Here is a 15,040-nt window from a genome sequence, read left to right as displayed (position 1 = left end):
CCGAAGGTCGGCGCCCGGCCGGCCGGCAAGCGCCCCAGCGGCGCCCGGGGCGGGCGCCCCGCCGGCGGCGGGGGCAACCGGCCCGGTGGCGCGAAGCGCCGCTGACCGCACACCCGGTAGGGATCGACCGGACGGCGTCCGCCATGCTGTGAAAGCGGCATGACGGACGCCGCCGTCGTTCGAGAGGACATGGGACGTACCGTGACGGAGACCCACACCACCGGGGTACGGGGAGACAGCGGCCCGGAGGTCGCCCGACTGGTCGCCAGCCGGGTGCTGGACGTGCCGGACTTCCCGAAGCCCGGGGTCATGTTCAAGGACCTGATGCCGCTCTTCGCCGACGGCACTGCCTTCCGTGAGGTGATCGACGGGATCATCGCGTACCACGGGCGGGACTCGTTCGACGCGGTGGTCGGCATCGAGGCGCGCGGGTTCGTGCTGGCCGCGGCCGTCGCGTACGCCACCGGGGTGGGCGTGGTGCCGGTGCGCAAGGCCGGCAAGCTGCCCCGGGCCACCCACTCGGCCTCCTACGCGCTGGAATACGGCGAGGCGACGCTGGAGGTGCACCAGGACGCCTTCACCGCCGGCCACCGGGTTCTCGTCCTGGACGACGTGCTCGCCACCGGCGGCACCGCCGAGGCCACCCTCGACCTGGTGGAGCGGGCCGGCGGCACGGTGGCCGGCTTCACGGTGCTCATGGAGTTGGGCTTCCTCAAGGGGCGGGAGCGGCTCGCCCCGCGTCCGGTCCATGCCCTGCTGACCGTTTGATCCATCCGAGCCGTCGGGCCGACCCGGCGGGGTCCGTCCGGCGGAGCGGCGGCGTACCCTGCGTACGGGTAGCATTGCCCTTTGCTTGACCGGGCGGGTGACCGTCCGGCGGTGCGGGGCCGCCGGGGCCGCGAGGCCCCCGGTGACCGGCGCGGAACAACTCCGGCCCCTCGGCCGGTTGGACAGGATGTCGGCCGGACGGCCGGCGCATCCCGGCGAGCGGTGAGGAGGCCGGTGTCCCACGATGTCGTCCCTCCGGTGGAGGGCACGGTGCACCCGACAGGCGACGCGGACGGCTCGGTGACCGAGCGGAGCGGCGGCAACCCGCCGGCCCGGGTGACCGGCTCCGGCAGTGGGCCCGACGGGCAGGCGGACGGCGGCGCGGTCGTGGTGCCGTTCCCGACCGACGCGGCGGCGGACCCCTCGCCCGGCGGCGGCTTCGCCCTCTCCAACGCGCCGACCGGCCGGAGGGTGCGCGCCCGGCTGGCCCGGTTCAACGCGCCCTGGCAGACCTCGCAGGTCAGCGAGGTGCTGGAGCCGCTGATCGCCACCCACCGCGAGAACCACCCCAAGGCCGACGCCCGGCTGCTCCAGCGCGCCTTCGACACGGCCGCGCGCTGGCACTCGGGTCAGTACCGCAAGTCCGGTGACCCCTACATCACCCACCCGCTCGCGGTGGCGACCATCCTGGCCAACCTGGGTATGGACACCACCACGCTGGTCGCGGCGCTGCTGCACGACACGATCGAGGACACCGAATACACCCTCGACCAGATGCGCGCCGACTTCGGCGGCGAGGTGGCCCTGCTGGTCGACGGCGTCACCAAGCTCGACAAGGTCAAGCTGGGCGACGCGGCCAAGGCGGAGACGATCCGCAAGATGGTCGTGGCCATGGCCAAGGACCCGCGGGTCCTGGTGATCAAGCTGGCCGACCGGCTGCACAACATGCGTACCCTGACCTTCCTGCCCCGCCCCAAGCAGGAGCAGAAGGCCAAGGAGACGCTGGAGATCCTCGCCCCGCTGGCCCACCGCCTCGGTATGAACACCATCAAGTGGGAGCTGGAGGATCTCGCCTTCGGCACCCTGTTCCCGAAGCGGTTCGAGGAGATCAACCGGCTGATCGGCGAGCACCAGCCGCAGCGCGAGGCGCTGCTGCGCCAGGTGACCCAGAAGGTGTCCACCGACCTGAAGGCCGCCAAGATCAAGGCGGAGACCACCGGCCGGCCGAAGCACCTCTACTCGATCTACCAGAAGATGATCGTGCGGGGGCGCGACTTCAACGACATCTACGACCTGGTCGGGGTGCGGATCCTGGTCGACACGGTGCGGGACTGCTACGCGGCGCTGGGCGTCATCCACGCCAACTGGCAGCCGGTGCCGGGCCGGTTCAAGGACTACATCGCCATGCCCAAGTTCAACATGTACCAGTCGTTGCACACGACGGTCATCGGGCCCACCGGCAAGCCGGTGGAGATGCAGATCCGCACCTACGCGATGCACCGCACGGCCGAGTTCGGCATCGCCGCGCACTGGAAGTACAAGGAGCACAAGGGCACCCCGGTGGTCGGCCCGCCGGCGCACATCGACGAGATGACCTGGCTGCGCCAGCTGCTGGACTGGCAGCGCGAGGCGGCCGACCCGAGCGAGTTCCTCGACGCGCTCCGGTTCGACCTGTCCAGCCAGGAGGTGTACGTCTTCACCCCGAAGGGTGACGTCATCCCGCTGCCGACCGGGTCGACGCCGGTGGACTTCGCGTACGCGGTGCACACCGAGGTCGGGCACAAGTGCATCGGCGCCCGGGTCAACGGCAAGCTGGTGCCGCTGGAGTCGACGCTCTCCAACGGCGACGTGATCGAGATCTTCACCTCGAAGTCCGACACGGCCGGCCCGACGCAGGACTGGCTCGGCTTCGTCAAGAGCCCGCGCGCCCGCACCAAGATCCGCCAGTACTTCAACAAGGAGCGGCGGGAGGAGGCGATCGAGGCCGGCAAGGACTCGATCGTCAAGGCGATGCGCAAGCAGGGCATGCCGCTGCAGCGGATGCTCACCTCGGACGCGCTCATGGCGATCGCCCGGGACCTGCACCTGGCCGACGTGGCCTCGCTCTACGCGGCGGTCGGCGACAGCCAGGTCTCCGCCCAGTCGGTGGTGCAGAAGCTGATGGCCGCCTACGGCGGCGAGGAGGGCGCGGCGGAGGACATGGCCGAGACCGCCGTCGCTACCCGGCCGCCGCGCAGCCGGCAGAGCAGCGCCGACCCGGGCGTGGTGGTCCGGGGCGTCAGCGACGTCTGGATCAAGCTGGCCCGCTGCTGCACCCCGGTGCCGCCGGACGCGGTGTTCGGCTTCGTCACCCGCTCCGGCGGGGTGAGCGTGCACCGGGACGACTGCGCCAACGCCGAGGACCTGCGGGCGCAGAGCGAGCGGGTGGTCGAGGTGAGCTGGAAGCTCACCTCCGCCTCGACCTTCCTGGTGGCCATCCAGGTGGAGGCCCTCGATCGGCACAAGCTGCTGGCCGACGTCACCCGGGTGCTCTCCGAAGAGCGGGTCAACATCCTCTCCGCGACCGTCACCACCACCCGGGACCGGGTGGCGGTGAGCCGGTTCAGCTTCGAGATGGCGGACCCGAAGCACCTGGGGCACCTGCTGGCCGCGGTTCGCAAGGTCGACGGCGTCTTCGACGCCTACCGGGTCACCTCGGGCGCCTGAGCCGGCCCCGAACACGGAAAAAGCGCCCGCCGGCGGTCAGCCGGCGGGCGCTTTCGCGCCGTACAAGCGGGGGTCAGCCGCCCTGGATGTCGCTCATGCTGAGCTTGTTGATGACGATCTCCTTCTTCGGGTGACCGCCACCGGCCTGCTGGGCGAAGGCGCCGTCGTCACCGGCCGCGGCGACCTGCTTCACCAGGTCCATGCCGCCGGTGATCGTGCCCAGCACGGTGTAGTTCGGGTCGAGCTGGGAGTCGCCGTACACGATGAAGAACTGGCTGCCGGTGCTGCCCTGCTGGCCGGAGTTGGCCATCGCGATGACGCCCTCCGGGTAGGGGGGCCGCTTGTCGGTGGGCAGATTCTCCTCGGCCAGGTTGTAGCTCGGGCCGCCGGTGCCGTCGGTCTCCCGCCAGCCCTTGCCGGACGCGCTCGGGTCGCCGCACTGGAGCACCTTGATGCCCTCGGTGACGAGCCGGTGGCATTTGGTGTTGTCGAAGAAGCCCTTGCTGGCCAGGTGGGTGAAGCTGCCCGCCGTGCAGGGCACCTTGGCGCGGTCGATCTTGGCGGTGATCGGGCCCAGGTTGGTGTCGATCGTCATGGTCTGGGTGCCCTTGTTGGCCTGCTGCGTCGTGGGCAGCCCGACGTCCTTGATCTGCTTCGAGCGCCCCTCCTTGGGGACCTCGGTGAACGCGCACTGGGAGAACCCGTCGCCGCCGGCGGTGTTCTGCTTCTTGTCGTCACCGCCGAGCGAGGTGGCGAGCCAGACGGTGCCGGCCACGACGAGCACCAGCACGGCCGCGGCGCCGACGATGGCCTGGGTCTGCCGGCGCTTGCGGGCCTTGGCGGCGCGCTCGGCCATCTCCCGCTCGAGGCGGGCCCGCGCCGCCGCGCGTTGCCGCTCTCTCGTGGACGTCACGGTCACTCCTCACATGCTTCTCGGGTACGGCGGTGCTCGCCGCTGCTCAGGGTGGGGCGGGCCGGGTCAGCCGGCGCTGGGGCTCGCCGCCGGCGCGCTCGTGGCGGCCGGCGCGGCGTTCGGCTCGCCGACGGTGAGGCTCTGGATCACCACGTCCGTCTTCGGCTTGACCTTGGCCCCGCTCCCATTGTCCACGGTCGGCAGGGCACCGATCTTCTCGACCACGTCGAGGCCGCCGGTGACCTTGCCGACGACGGTGTAGCCCGGGGTGGGCGGGTTGAAGTCCTTGAAGAAAATCAGGAACTGGCTGCCGTTGCTGCCGGGCGGGTTGCCGATCATGGCGACCGTGCCCTTCGGATACGCCGGGGGCTGCGCCGGCGCCGGCGACGCGGAGGGGCTGGCCTCCGGCGCGGTGGGGACGTTCTCGTTGTAGAACGAGTAGGCCGGGCCGCCGATGCCGCTGCCGCTCGGGTCGCCGCAGCGCAGCGCCCCCTCGGTGGTGATCTCGTGGCACTTGGTGTTGTCGTAGAACGACTTGCCGGCCAGGAACGAGATGCTCGCCGCGCCGCACGGGGCGGCGGCCAGGTCCAGGTCGGCGGTGATCGGGCCGCCCTGGTTGGTGGTGACCGTCATGGTGCGGGTGCCGGCGGTGGGCAGGCCGGTGGTGGGCGGGGTGCCCACGTCCTTGAGGTTGGTGTTGGCCGTGGCGTCCTGCGGGGTCCAGAGGCAGGTGTCCTCGGTGGCCTGCTTCTTCGGCTCGGAGTCGAAGGCGCCGAGCGCCCAGGCCGAACCGACCACGATCAGCGCGAGCACCACGGCGGCGCCGACACCGGCCTGGATCTGCCGGCGGCGCTTCGCGGCCGCGGCCCGCCGGGCGAGCTGCCGGTCGAGCTTGGCCCGCGCCAGTTTGCGCTGCCGGTCCCTGCTGGAAGCCACCCGTGCTCCCCTCCCTCTACCCTGGTTCTGGCCGGCGCCGGGCGCTGCCCGCCCGTCCGCTGGGAGGGTGCGCCACGCCACACGCCCGCCAGAGTGTACGGGTACCGGCTGGGAATGTGGTGTACGAGGTCCGGCCTCGGCTTATCGGGCGTTGTCACTGTGCCCGGCGGGGCCCCTGGGGCCGGTGGTCGGCGAAACCCGGTGGGCGGTGCGACTAGGCTGCTGACAGGGACGACGACCGGACGGAAGGGGAGCGGACGTGCTCGTGGCCGGCTTTCCCGCGGACGCCTTCGGCACCAACTGCTACGTGGTGGCGACCGCGCCGGGGGAGCAGTGCGTGGTGGTCGACCCCGGCATCGGGGTGCTCGACCGGCTCGACGCCGTGCTCGCCGAGCACCGCCTGCACCCGGCCGCCGTGCTGCTCACCCACGGCCACCTCGACCACACCTTCTCGGTGGCCCCGGTCTGCGGCGCGCGGGGCATCCCCGCCTACGTCCACCCGGAGGACCGGGAGCTGCTGGCCGACCCGGCCAAGGCGCTCTCGATGGACCTCACCCAGCTCTTCGGCGGGCGGCTGCCCTACGCCGAGCCGGAGGACGTGGCGGAGCTGACCGACGGCGCGACCCTGTCGCTGGCCGGGTTGGAGATCACCGTCGACCACGCCCCCGGCCATACCGGCGGGTCGGTGCTGTTCCGGATGCCCGGCGCCGGCTCGCCCTGGGAGGCCGAGCAGATCTGCCTCTCCGGTGACGTGCTCTTCGCCGGCTCGATCGGCCGCACCGACCTACCGGGCGGCAGCATGCCCCGCATGCTGGCCAGCCTCCGGGAGAAGGTCCTCCCGCTGGCCGACGACACGGTCGTCCTGCCCGGCCACGGCCCGCAGACCACCATCGGCCGCGAGCGCGCGACCAACCCGTACCTCGTCGAGGTGTCGGGGATCGGCGGCGCGCGCCCGGCGGCGCCGACCCGCGGCCTGTAGCCGCACCCACGACCTCCCCGCGCGGTACGCGCGGGACGCAAGGAGACTCTGCCGCGCAGCGCGCGGCTGCCAAGGGAGTACGCCATGAGCAAGCCCACGCCCATCTCCGGCTTCCCGGAGTGGACGCCCGCGCAGCGGATGATCGAGCAGTTCGTGCTCGACCGGATCCGCGCCACCTTCGAGCTGTACGGCTTCGCGCCGCTGGAGACCCGCTCGGTCGAGCCCCTCGACCAGCTGCTGCGCAAGGGGGAGACCTCGAAGGAGGTCTACGTGCTGCGCCGGCTCCAGGCCGACACCGACGGTCCGGCCGGCGACGACGCCCTCGGCCTGCACTTCGACCTGACCGTGCCGTTCGCCCGCTACGTGCTGGAGAACGCCGGCAAGCTGCAGTTCCCGTTCCGCCGCTACCAGATCCAGAAGGTGTGGCGGGGTGAGCGCCCGCAGGAGGGGCGCTACCGGGAGTTCCTCCAGGCCGACATCGACATCGTCGACCGGGACACCCTGCCGGCCCACTACGAGGCCGAGATGCCGCTGGTGATCGGCGACGCGCTGCGCTCGCTGCCGATCCCGCCGGTGCGGATCCAGGTGAACAACCGCAAGATCTGCGAGGGCTTCTACCGGGGCGTCGGGCTGACCGACCCGGAGGCGGCGCTGCGCGCGGTCGACAAGCTCGACAAGATCGGCCCGGCGAAGGTGGCCGAGCTGCTGGCGGAGACCGCCGGGGCGAGCGAGGCGCAGGCCAAGGCGTGCCTGTCGCTGGCCGAGATCTCCGCGCCGGACGCCTCGTTCGCCGACGCGGTCCGCGCCCTCGGGGTGACCGACCCGCTGCTGGACGAGGGCATCGCGGAGCTGACCGCCGTGGTGGAGACGGCCGCCGCGCACGCGCCGGGCCTCTGCGTGGCCGACCTGCGGATCGCCCGCGGCCTGGACTACTACACGGGCACCGTCTACGAGACGCAGATGATCGGTTACGAGCGGTTCGGCTCGGTCTGTTCCGGCGGCCGGTACGACAACCTGGCCAGCGCCGGCAACGCCCGCTTCCCCGGGGTGGGCATCTCCATCGGGGTGACCCGGCTGCTGGGCCTGCTCTTCGGCGCGGGCGCGCTGTCGGTCTCCCGGGACGTGCCGACCTGCGTGCTGGTCGCGGTGAGCGCCGAGGAGGAGCGGCCGGCCAGCAACCGGGTCGCCGAGGCGCTGCGCTCCCGGGGCATCCCGACCGAGGTGTCGCCGAGCGCGGCCAAGTTCGGCAAGCAGATCCGGTACGCCGAGCGGCGCGGCATCCCGTACGTCTGGTTCCCGGGGGCCGAGGGCGACGAGGTGAAGGACATTCGCTCGGGCGAGCAGGTGGCCGCCGCGGCGGGGGAGTGGACCCCGCCCCGGGCCGACCTGAAACCGCTGGTCGGACCCGCGACCGCTGGCGCCTGACGACGATTGGACCTACGGTAGCGTAAGTTACGCCACCGTAGGGAGATCGTTGTGACCGTGCTCAGCCAGACCGCTCTGCTCCGCGAGCTCGAACCCGTGGTCGAGAAGAACCTCGACCGGCACCTGTCGCTGGCCAAGGAGTGGTTCCCGCACGAGTACGTGCCGTGGAGCGAGGGGCGGACCTTCGACGGCCCGCTCGGCGGTGAGCCCTGGACGGAGGGCGACTCGACCCTGCCCGAGGTGGCCCGGACCGCGCTGATCGTCAACCTGCTCACCGAGGACAACCTGCCCTCGTACCACCACGAGATCGCGACGCTGTTCGGGCGGGACGGCGCGTGGGGGACCTGGGTGCACCGGTGGACCGCGGAGGAGGGGCGGCACGGCACGGCGATCCGGGACTACCTGACGGTGACCCGGGCGGTCGACCCGGTGGCCCTGGAGCGGGCCCGGATGACCCACATGTCGGCGGGCTACGTCAACACCCACGACGACGAGGTGCTGCACTCGCTGGCGTACGTCTCGTTCCAGGAACTGGCCACCCGGATCTCGCACCGCAACACCGGCCGGGCGACCGGCGACCCGGCCTGCGAGGCCCTGCTGGCCCGGGTGGCGGCCGACGAGAACCTGCACATGGTCTTCTACCGCAACCTGCTCGGCGCCGCCATCGAGCTGGCCCCGAGCCAGGCCATGCGGGCCGTCGCCGACGTGCTGGCCGACTTCCAGATGCCGGGCGTCGGCATCGACGGCTTCGCCCGCAAGTCGGTGGCGATCGCCCTGGCCGGAATCTACGACCTGCGCCAGCACCGGGACGAGGTGGTGGTCCCGGTGCTGCGCCAGTGGAACCTGTTCGAGGCCACCGGCCTGGACGCCGACGGCGAGGCCGCCCGCGACGAGATCGCCGCCCACCTGGACACGCTGGAGACCCAGGCGTCCCGCTTCGAGGAGAAGCGGGACGCCCGCGCCGCCCGCCTCGCCGCCATCCGCTGACGGCGGGCCCGGGCGGGCGGGCTCAGGCGGGCTGGTCGAGGGGGAAGAGCAGGCAGCTCGACGTGGCGTGGGCGATCAGTCGGCCCTTCGCGTCGGTCAGCCGCGCCTCGGCCAGGGCGGTCCGGCGGCCGCTCTGGAGCACCGTGCCCTCGCAGCGCAGGGTGCCGCTGGCGACCGTGACCGGGCGGAGGAACTTCACGTTCAGGTCCAGCGAGGTGTAGCCGACGCCGGCCGGCAGGGTGGTGTGCACGGCGCAGGCGGCGGCGGTGTCCAGCAGCGTGGAGAGGACTCCCCGGCGATCATCGCGCGGAGCAGCTCCAGGCCGCTGCGCCGGCCGATGTGCGCGGCCCCGGCGACCGGGTCGGACCAGGTGAAGGTGCGGCTGCGCTCCTGCGTCTGCGTCATGGACTCAGCCTCGCAGCGCGTTGCTGAGTCTGTCAATCAGACCTAGCCTGGTCGGCATGAGACCCGCGGCACTGGACTGGTCGGTGGAGAACTGCACCATCGCCCGCGCCATGGAGATCCTCGGCGAGCGGTGGACCCTGGTCGTGCTCCGCGAGGTCTTCAACGGCGTGGGCCGCTTCGACGACATGCGGGTGCGTACCGGCATTCCCCGGCAGGTGCTCGCCAACCGGCTGGCCATGCTGGTCGAGCAGGGGGTGCTGCGCCGGGAGCCGTACCGGGAGCCGGGCAGCCGGCTGCGGCACGAGTACCGGCTCACCGACAAGGGGCTCGACCTCTGGCCGGTGCTGGTGGCGGTGCTCGGCTGGGGCGACCGCTACCTGGCCGACCCGGACGGCTCGCCGTTGACCGTCGCCCACCGCGGCTGCGCCGCCGAGGTCGGGGTGGCGCTGCGCTGCGCCGAGGGTCACGAGGTGACCGACCCGCGCGACGTGGTGCCGCGCCCGGGCCCGGGCGCCCGCCGCCGCGCCTGAGCGCGGCGGCCGGCTCTGACAGTCGGTGTCAGGGATGTTGCTTCGCGGTTACATCGAGCGGCCGTGCGAATTCGGGCAAAGGCATGTCTTGCCTATGATCTTAAATATGTGAATACTTTGGTCACCCGGCCGGTTTCCCCAGGTCGGCCGGGTTGTCCCCGGGCGCGTCCCCGCCTCGCCCGCCTCGCCCGACGCCGCCGCCGCCCTCGCCACGAAGCTCGGCGACCGGGCCGCCGGCACGTACGCCGACAGCAGCGGCACCATGGTCGTCGCGGTGACCGACGCCGCGGCCGCCCGCCAGGTCCGCGCCGCCGGCGCCACGCCGAAGCTCGTCACCCGGGGCGCCGACAAGCTCCGCGCCGCCACGGCGGAGCTGGAGAAGTCCGCCAAGATCCCGGGGACCGCCTGGTGGACCGACCCGGCCACCAACCAGGTCGTCGTCTCGGTGGACAGCACCGTCACCGGCGCCAAGCTGGAGCGGGTCAAGGCCGCCGCCGCGCGTACCGGCGGCACGGTCCGGATCGAGGCCGAGCCCGGCGTGCTGACCACCCGCATCTCCGGCGGCCAGGCCATCTACACCGGTGGCTACCGCTGCTCGCTCGGCTTCAACGTCCGCAGCAGCTCCGGCGTCTACTACTTCCTCACCGCCGGGCACTGCACCAACCTCGGCTCGACCTGGTACTCGAACTCCAGCCAGACCTCCGTGCTGGGCACCCGGGCCGGCACCAGCTTCCCGGGCAACGACTACGGCATCGTCCGGCACAGCAACTCGGCCAACGCGACCGGGAACGTCTACCTCTACAACGGCAGCTACCAGGACATCACCACGGCCGGCAACGCGTACGTCGGCCAGAGCGTGCGGCGCAGCGGCAGCACCACCGGCCTGCGCAGTGGCTCGGTGACCGCCCTCAACGCCACCGTGAACTACGCCGAGGGCAGCGTCTCCGGCCTGATCCGGACCACCGTCTGCGCCGAGGGCGGCGACAGCGGCGGCTCGCTCTTCTCCGGCAGCACCGCGCTCGGCCTCACCTCCGGCGGCAGCGGCAACTGCACCTCCGGCGGCACCACCTACTTCCAGCCGGTCACCGAGCCGCTGAGCGTCTACGGCGTCAGCGTCTTCTGATCCCGGGCACGGGAACGGGCCGCCGGGCGACCGGCGGCCCGTTCCGCGTTCGTGGATCACCGGACTGACCGCCGTCCGGCGGGGTACGTTCCGCCCGGTGAGCGCCCCCATGACCACCCCGACCGCGCAGCCCGCGTCCGCCTGGGCGCCGCTGCGGATCGCCGCGTTCCGCGGCCTGTGGCTGGCGGTGCTGGCCAGCAACGTCGGCACCTGGATGCAGACCGTCGGCGCCCAGTGGCTGCTGGTGGACCGGCCCAACGCGCCGACCCTGGTCTCGCTGGTGCAGACCGCCAGCATGCTGCCGGTGCTGCTGCTGGCCCTGCCGGCCGGCGCCCTCGCCGACACCTTCGACCGGCGGCGGCTGCTGATCGCCGTGCAGGGTTTCCTGGTCGCGGTCGGCGTCCTGCTCACCGCGCTGACCGTGGCCGACCGGATGCCGCCGGCCCTGCTGCTCACCCTCACCTTCGGCCTCGGCGTCGGGCAGGCGCTCACCCTGCCGGCCTGGCAGGCGGTGATCCCCGAGCTCGTGCCCCGGGCGCAGCTCGTCTCCGCCGCGGCGCTCGGCTCGATCAGCGTCAACCTGGCCCGCTCGGTGGGGCCCGCGGTGGCCGGCGTGCTGGTGGCGCGGGCCGGCGTCGCGGTGGTCTTCGCGGTCAACGCCGTCTCGTTCGCGATCTTCGCGCTGGCGCTGCTGCGCTGGCGGCCCGAGCGGCCGGAGACCGAGCCCACGCCGGAACGGTTCACCGCGGCGCTGCGTGCCGGCGGCCGGTACGTGCGGCACTCCCCGGTGGTCCGCCGGATCCTGCTGCGGGCCGCCGTGTTCGTGGTGCCGGGCAGCGCGCTGTGGGCGCTGCTGCCGCTGGTCGCCAGCCGCCGGCTCGGCCTGGGCGCCGGCGGGTACGGCGTGCTGCTCGGCGCGCTCGGCGTCGGTGCGGTGGCCGGCGCCCTCGTCCTGCCCCGGGTCCGCCGGGTGCTCTCCACCAACCGGCTGCTGCTCCTCGCCGGCCTCCTCTACGCCGGGGTGCTGCTGGTGCTCGCGCTGGCGCCGGCCGTGGCGGTGGCCACACTGGTGCCCGCCGGCCTGGCCTGGATGACCGTGCTGTCCAGCGTCAACGCCGCCATGCAGCTCTTCCTCCCCGGCTGGGTACGCGCCCGCGGCCTGTCGGTCTACCAGATGGTCTTCGCCGGCGGGCAGGCGCTCGGCGCGGTCGCCTGGGGCGCGCTCGGTGAGCTCACCGGCCTGGTCGGGGCGCTCACCGCGGCCGCCGTGGTGATGGCGGTCGGCGCGCTCAGCGTGCTGCTCTGGCCGCTGCGCGAGACCCGGGGCGTGGACCGCGACCCGGCGATCTACTGGCCCGAGCCGCACCTGGCGCTGGAGCCGCACCCGCGCGGCGGCCCGGTGCTGGTCACCGTCTCCTACACCGTCCACCCCGAGCGGCAGGCCGAACGCGGCGACGGCCAGCGCCATCGCGGCCCGGGCGCCGGCACCGAACGGGTGCAGCCGCATCGACCACCAGAGCTGGCCCAGCGGCACCAGGTTGGTGACCAGGATGGAGACGGTCCAGGCCAGGGCGGCGCCGAGGATGCCGTAGCGCGGAATGAGCAGGAGGTTGGCGACCACGTTGAGCACCGTGCCGGCCATCGCGTTGTAGAAGGTCCAGGCGGTCCGGCCGGCCATGTTCAGCACCATGTCGACCATGCCGCAGCCGGTGGCCACCAGCATGGTCAGCGCGAGCAGCAGCACCACCCGGTGGCCGTCGCCGTAGCCGGAGCCGAACAGCGCCAGCATCGGCGTGGCGAACGCCGCGAAGAGCAGGTACGCCGGCCAGGAGAGCAGCACCAGCCACCCGGTCGCCGCCTGGTAGAGCTGCCGCGCCTCGGCCCGGTCGTCGCGGGCGAAGGCGGCCGCCAGCCGGTGCTGCACCGAACTGGAGAGCGCGACGCTGGAGAGCTGACCGAGCGCCAGGAACCGGGTCGCCGCCGTGTAGATCGCCGCGTCGGCCGGCCCGCGCAGGGCGCTGAGCAGCACGATGTCCATTCGCTGCACCACGATCGCGGCCAGGCTGCTGACCGCGCGCGGCCCGGTGAACCGCCAGAACGGCCCGACCAGCTCGCCCGTCGGCACCGGTCGGGTCACCTGCCGGCCGGCCCGGCGGACCAGCCGGCCCAGCCAGGCCAGCGCGACCGCCGCGGCGAGCAGGTAGGGCACCACCCAGGCCAGCGGCAGCGCGACGGTGGCGGAGAGCCCGAGCCAGGCGGCCACCGCCACGGCCAGGAACTGCACCAGGGTGCGGCCGAGCCGTTCCACGGTGAGCAGCGGCCGCATCTGGCCGAAGCCGCGGCAGGCGGCGAGCGCGTAGTCGTTCAGCGCGGCCAGCGGCACGAACGCCAGCAGGATGCGCAGCGCGGTCACGGCGCCGGGGCCGGCCTCCGGCATGGTGGCCTCGGCCAGGGCCGGGGCGGCCAGCCAGCCGGCCAGGCCGAGCAGCGCGCCGACCGCCAGCACCGGCAGCAGCCCGGCCAGGATCGTGCCGCGGATCCGGTCCCGCTGGTCGAGGGTCCGGTGCCGGCTGACGAAGTAGACGGTCCCCACGTCGGTGCCGAGCCGCGCCGCCGACGCGGCGATCATGAAGGCGCTGGTGGCCGCGAAGAACATGCCGGCCTCGCGGACCGACCAGCCCCGGGCGATGACGATGTTCAGCCCGAAGCCGGCCACCGCCGCCAGGCCCACCCCGACCAGGTTGGCGAAGCCCTGCCGGGCCGCGCCGCCCAGGCCCGCGCCGGGTCCGCCGGCGGCGCCGGACCCGCCGGCCGGTGCGGTGAGCGTCGGGGTGCCGCCGGCGTCCGCCCGGGTCACCGCCGCCACGACGGCACGCGTCCCCACCAGGTGGCCAGCCGCTCGTCGTACGGGGCGAAGTGGTCCTCCAGCCGCGCCCGCAGCTCCGCCGACATCGGCGAGCGGGACCGCGAGTTGTGCTTGCCGAAGGCGATGTCCGCCCACCGGGGCAGGCGGAGGAAGTCGCAGACCGCGTCGAAGGAGGGTCGCGGGTCGGCGAAGAAGTCGTCGCTGTCGATCACGTGCAGCCGCTCCCGGCCGACCAGCGCCTCCAGCCGCTCCACCTGCTCGATGTACCGCCCCCGGGCCAGGTACGCGTTGTGCTGCAGGTGGTGGCTGGCGTACGTCTGGTCAGCGGTCATCCGCTCCCGCTCACCCGCCGTCCGCTCCGCCTCCAGTGCCAGCGCCCGCTCGAAGTCCGGCTCGGTCTCGTAGCCCCGGGCCAGCTCGTGGGAGTGCGCCGAGTAGGCCCGCTCCACCGGATCGCGGAGCAGCACCAGCAGCTTCACCGAGGGCAGGTCCTTGGCGATCCGCTGCGCGGCCAGCGGGTGGAACATGTAGTACGGGCTCGACTCGCCGGTGATCCCGCGTACGCCGACCTGCTCCTTCACCGCCTCCGCCTTGGCCGTCGTGGGGAAGTGCCCGAGGTACCAGTTCATCCCCCGGCGGTAGTCCACGTCGAAGTAGTGCACGCCCTTGTGGTAGGCGGGCGGCAGCACCCCCGGGTGCTGGGAGAGCGTCTTGAACAGCGAGGTGGTGCCGCAGCGCTGCGCCCCCACGATCAGGAATCCCGGCACCATCCGCGACCCGGCGGTGAGCCGACCGACCGTCCGGCTCACCGACTTCACCGCGCGGAGCGCCTGCTCCTTGGCCAGCGTCACGTCCCCACTCCTCACTCTCACCGGGCCCGACGGGCCAGGTGTTCCTCCACGGCGGGCAGCAGCCAGGTGTCGACGTGCCCCAGTCGCGCACCCGCCTCCGCCTGCCGGTCCCGCAGATAGCGGGCCGCCAGCTCAACCAGGTAGAGCACGGCGACCAGGTCGGCGCCCCGGCCGTCGGAATCGAACGGCGCGAGCGCGCGGTCCGCCCCGGCGATCAGCGCCCGCGCGGCCTCGACCGGCTCGACCCCGTCGTTACCGATCGCGGTCTGCACCGCCCGGTGCAGCTCGTCGTAGCCGACCGGCACGTCCGCCTCGAACCGCTCCCAGTCCCAGACCAGCACCCGGCCGTCGGCCAGCACCGCGCTGTTGCCGCCGTTCCAGTCGCCGTGCCAGGCGCCGAAGGCCACCGTCGGGTCCAGGTCCGCGACCGTCTTGAGCGCCGCGCGCAGCCGCCCGGCCTCCGGCCGCGCGCCGAGCGCGTCCACCGCGTCGGCCAGCCGGGCCGCGTGGTCGCTCCCCGCCCACGACCGCCGGCGTACGCCCAGACAGCC

Annotated in this window: 10 protein-coding genes and 4 pseudogenes; 8 read left to right on the top strand and 6 right to left on the bottom strand. The window is 73.2% G+C overall.

Annotated features, from left to right (window positions below; genetic code table 11):
• Nucleotides 1-201 precede the first annotated feature (201 nt).
• Entirely contained in the window at nt 202-768 is a 567-nt protein-coding gene (locus B0E53_RS22400) for an adenine phosphoribosyltransferase (protein ID WP_107077860.1), read from the top strand.
• Between the two features lie 258 nt (nt 769-1,026).
• On the top strand, nt 1,027-3,474 hold the full coding sequence (locus B0E53_RS22395; RefSeq protein WP_210406176.1) for a bifunctional (p)ppGpp synthetase/guanosine-3',5'-bis(diphosphate) 3'-pyrophosphohydrolase: 2,448 nt from the start codon (nt 1,027-1,029) through the stop codon (nt 3,472-3,474).
• A gap of 73 nt (nt 3,475-3,547) precedes the next feature.
• On the opposite strand, the gene B0E53_RS22390 is transcribed toward B0E53_RS22395, so the two are convergent.
• Together B0E53_RS22390 and B0E53_RS22385 are read right to left on the bottom strand one after the other, a co-directional pair.
• Entirely contained in the window at nt 3,548-4,387 is an 840-nt protein-coding gene (locus B0E53_RS22390; protein ID WP_107077861.1) for a peptidylprolyl isomerase, read from the bottom strand.
• Nucleotides 4,388-4,453: 66 nt separating this feature from the next.
• Complete coding sequence (locus B0E53_RS22385; RefSeq protein ID WP_107077858.1) at nt 4,454-5,323, bottom strand: peptidylprolyl isomerase; 870 nt, start codon at nt 5,321-5,323, stop codon at nt 4,454-4,456.
• 259 nt (nt 5,324-5,582) lie between these two features.
• Here B0E53_RS22385 and B0E53_RS22380 point away from each other — a divergent pair, with 259 nt between their 5' ends.
• The 3 genes from B0E53_RS22380 to B0E53_RS22370 all read left to right on the top strand — a co-directional run bounded on the left by B0E53_RS22380 (nt 5,583) and on the right by B0E53_RS22370 (nt 8,714).
• Nucleotides 5,583-6,302, top strand: coding sequence for an MBL fold metallo-hydrolase (locus B0E53_RS22380; protein WP_107077857.1), 720 nt, complete (start codon nt 5,583-5,585; stop codon nt 6,300-6,302).
• Between the two features lie 84 nt (nt 6,303-6,386).
• Nucleotides 6,387-7,727 carry a histidine--tRNA ligase gene (gene hisS, locus B0E53_RS22375; protein WP_107077856.1) on the top strand — a complete coding sequence of 447 codons (1,341 nt, stop codon included), beginning with the start codon at nt 6,387-6,389 and terminating at the stop codon, nt 7,725-7,727.
• 51 nt (nt 7,728-7,778) lie between these two features.
• The gene (locus B0E53_RS22370; RefSeq protein WP_107077855.1) at nt 7,779-8,714 is read left to right on the top strand and encodes an acyl-ACP desaturase; all 936 of its coding nucleotides are present in this window, start codon (nt 7,779-7,781) and stop codon (nt 8,712-8,714) included.
• Nucleotides 8,715-8,736: 22 nt separating this feature from the next.
• On the opposite strand, the pseudogene B0E53_RS22365 reads toward B0E53_RS22370, so the two are convergent.
• A pseudogene (locus B0E53_RS22365) lies at nt 8,737-9,119 on the bottom strand (PaaI family thioesterase).
• Nucleotides 9,120-9,175: 56 nt separating this feature from the next.
• Here B0E53_RS22365 and B0E53_RS22360 point away from each other — a divergent pair.
• The 3 genes and pseudogenes from B0E53_RS22360 to B0E53_RS22350 all read left to right on the top strand — a co-directional run.
• Nucleotides 9,176-9,649, top strand: coding sequence for a helix-turn-helix domain-containing protein (locus B0E53_RS22360; RefSeq protein WP_107077854.1), 474 nt, complete (start codon nt 9,176-9,178; stop codon nt 9,647-9,649).
• A 112-nt stretch (nt 9,650-9,761) separates the two neighbouring features.
• The gene (locus tag B0E53_RS22355) at nt 9,762-10,772 is read left to right on the top strand and encodes a S1 family peptidase (RefSeq protein ID WP_107077853.1); all 1,011 of its coding nucleotides are present in this window, start codon (nt 9,762-9,764) and stop codon (nt 10,770-10,772) included.
• A 109-nt stretch (nt 10,773-10,881) separates the two neighbouring features.
• A pseudogene (locus tag B0E53_RS22350) lies at nt 10,882-12,156 on the top strand (MFS transporter); the annotation flags it as partial.
• A gap of 78 nt (nt 12,157-12,234) precedes the next feature.
• Here B0E53_RS22350 and B0E53_RS22345 read toward each other — a convergent pair.
• The 3 genes and pseudogenes from B0E53_RS22345 to B0E53_RS22335 all read right to left on the bottom strand — a co-directional run.
• Nucleotides 12,235-13,629: pseudogene (locus B0E53_RS22345) on the bottom strand (polysaccharide biosynthesis C-terminal domain-containing protein); the annotation flags it as partial.
• Nucleotides 13,626-14,489 (bottom strand): sulfotransferase domain-containing protein, encoded by an 864-nt coding sequence (locus B0E53_RS22340; RefSeq protein WP_107077852.1) that lies wholly within the window; start codon nt 14,487-14,489, stop codon nt 13,626-13,628. The pseudogene B0E53_RS22345 and the gene B0E53_RS22340, both read right to left, overlap by 4 nt.
• Before the next feature lie 17 nt (nt 14,490-14,506).
• Nucleotides 14,507-15,040: pseudogene (locus tag B0E53_RS22335) on the bottom strand (hypothetical protein); the annotation flags it as partial.

It is taken from the genome of Micromonospora sp. MH33, from assembly GCF_003013775.1.
GTDB classification, from domain to species: domain Bacteria; phylum Actinomycetota; class Actinomycetes; order Mycobacteriales; family Micromonosporaceae; genus Micromonospora; species Micromonospora fulviviridis.
Note: the sequence above shows the minus strand (reverse complement) of the source record. Positions and strands in the feature narration are given on the sequence as shown.

Excerpts from the sequence above, each read along its gene's own strand:
- hisS (WP_107077856.1), top strand. The coding sequence starts at position 6,387 with ATGAGCAAGCCCACGCCCATCTCCGGCTTCCCGGAGTGGACGCCCGCG.
- B0E53_RS22360 (WP_107077854.1), top strand. The coding sequence starts at position 9,176 with ATGAGACCCGCGGCACTGGACTGGTCGGTGGAGAACTGCACCATCGCC.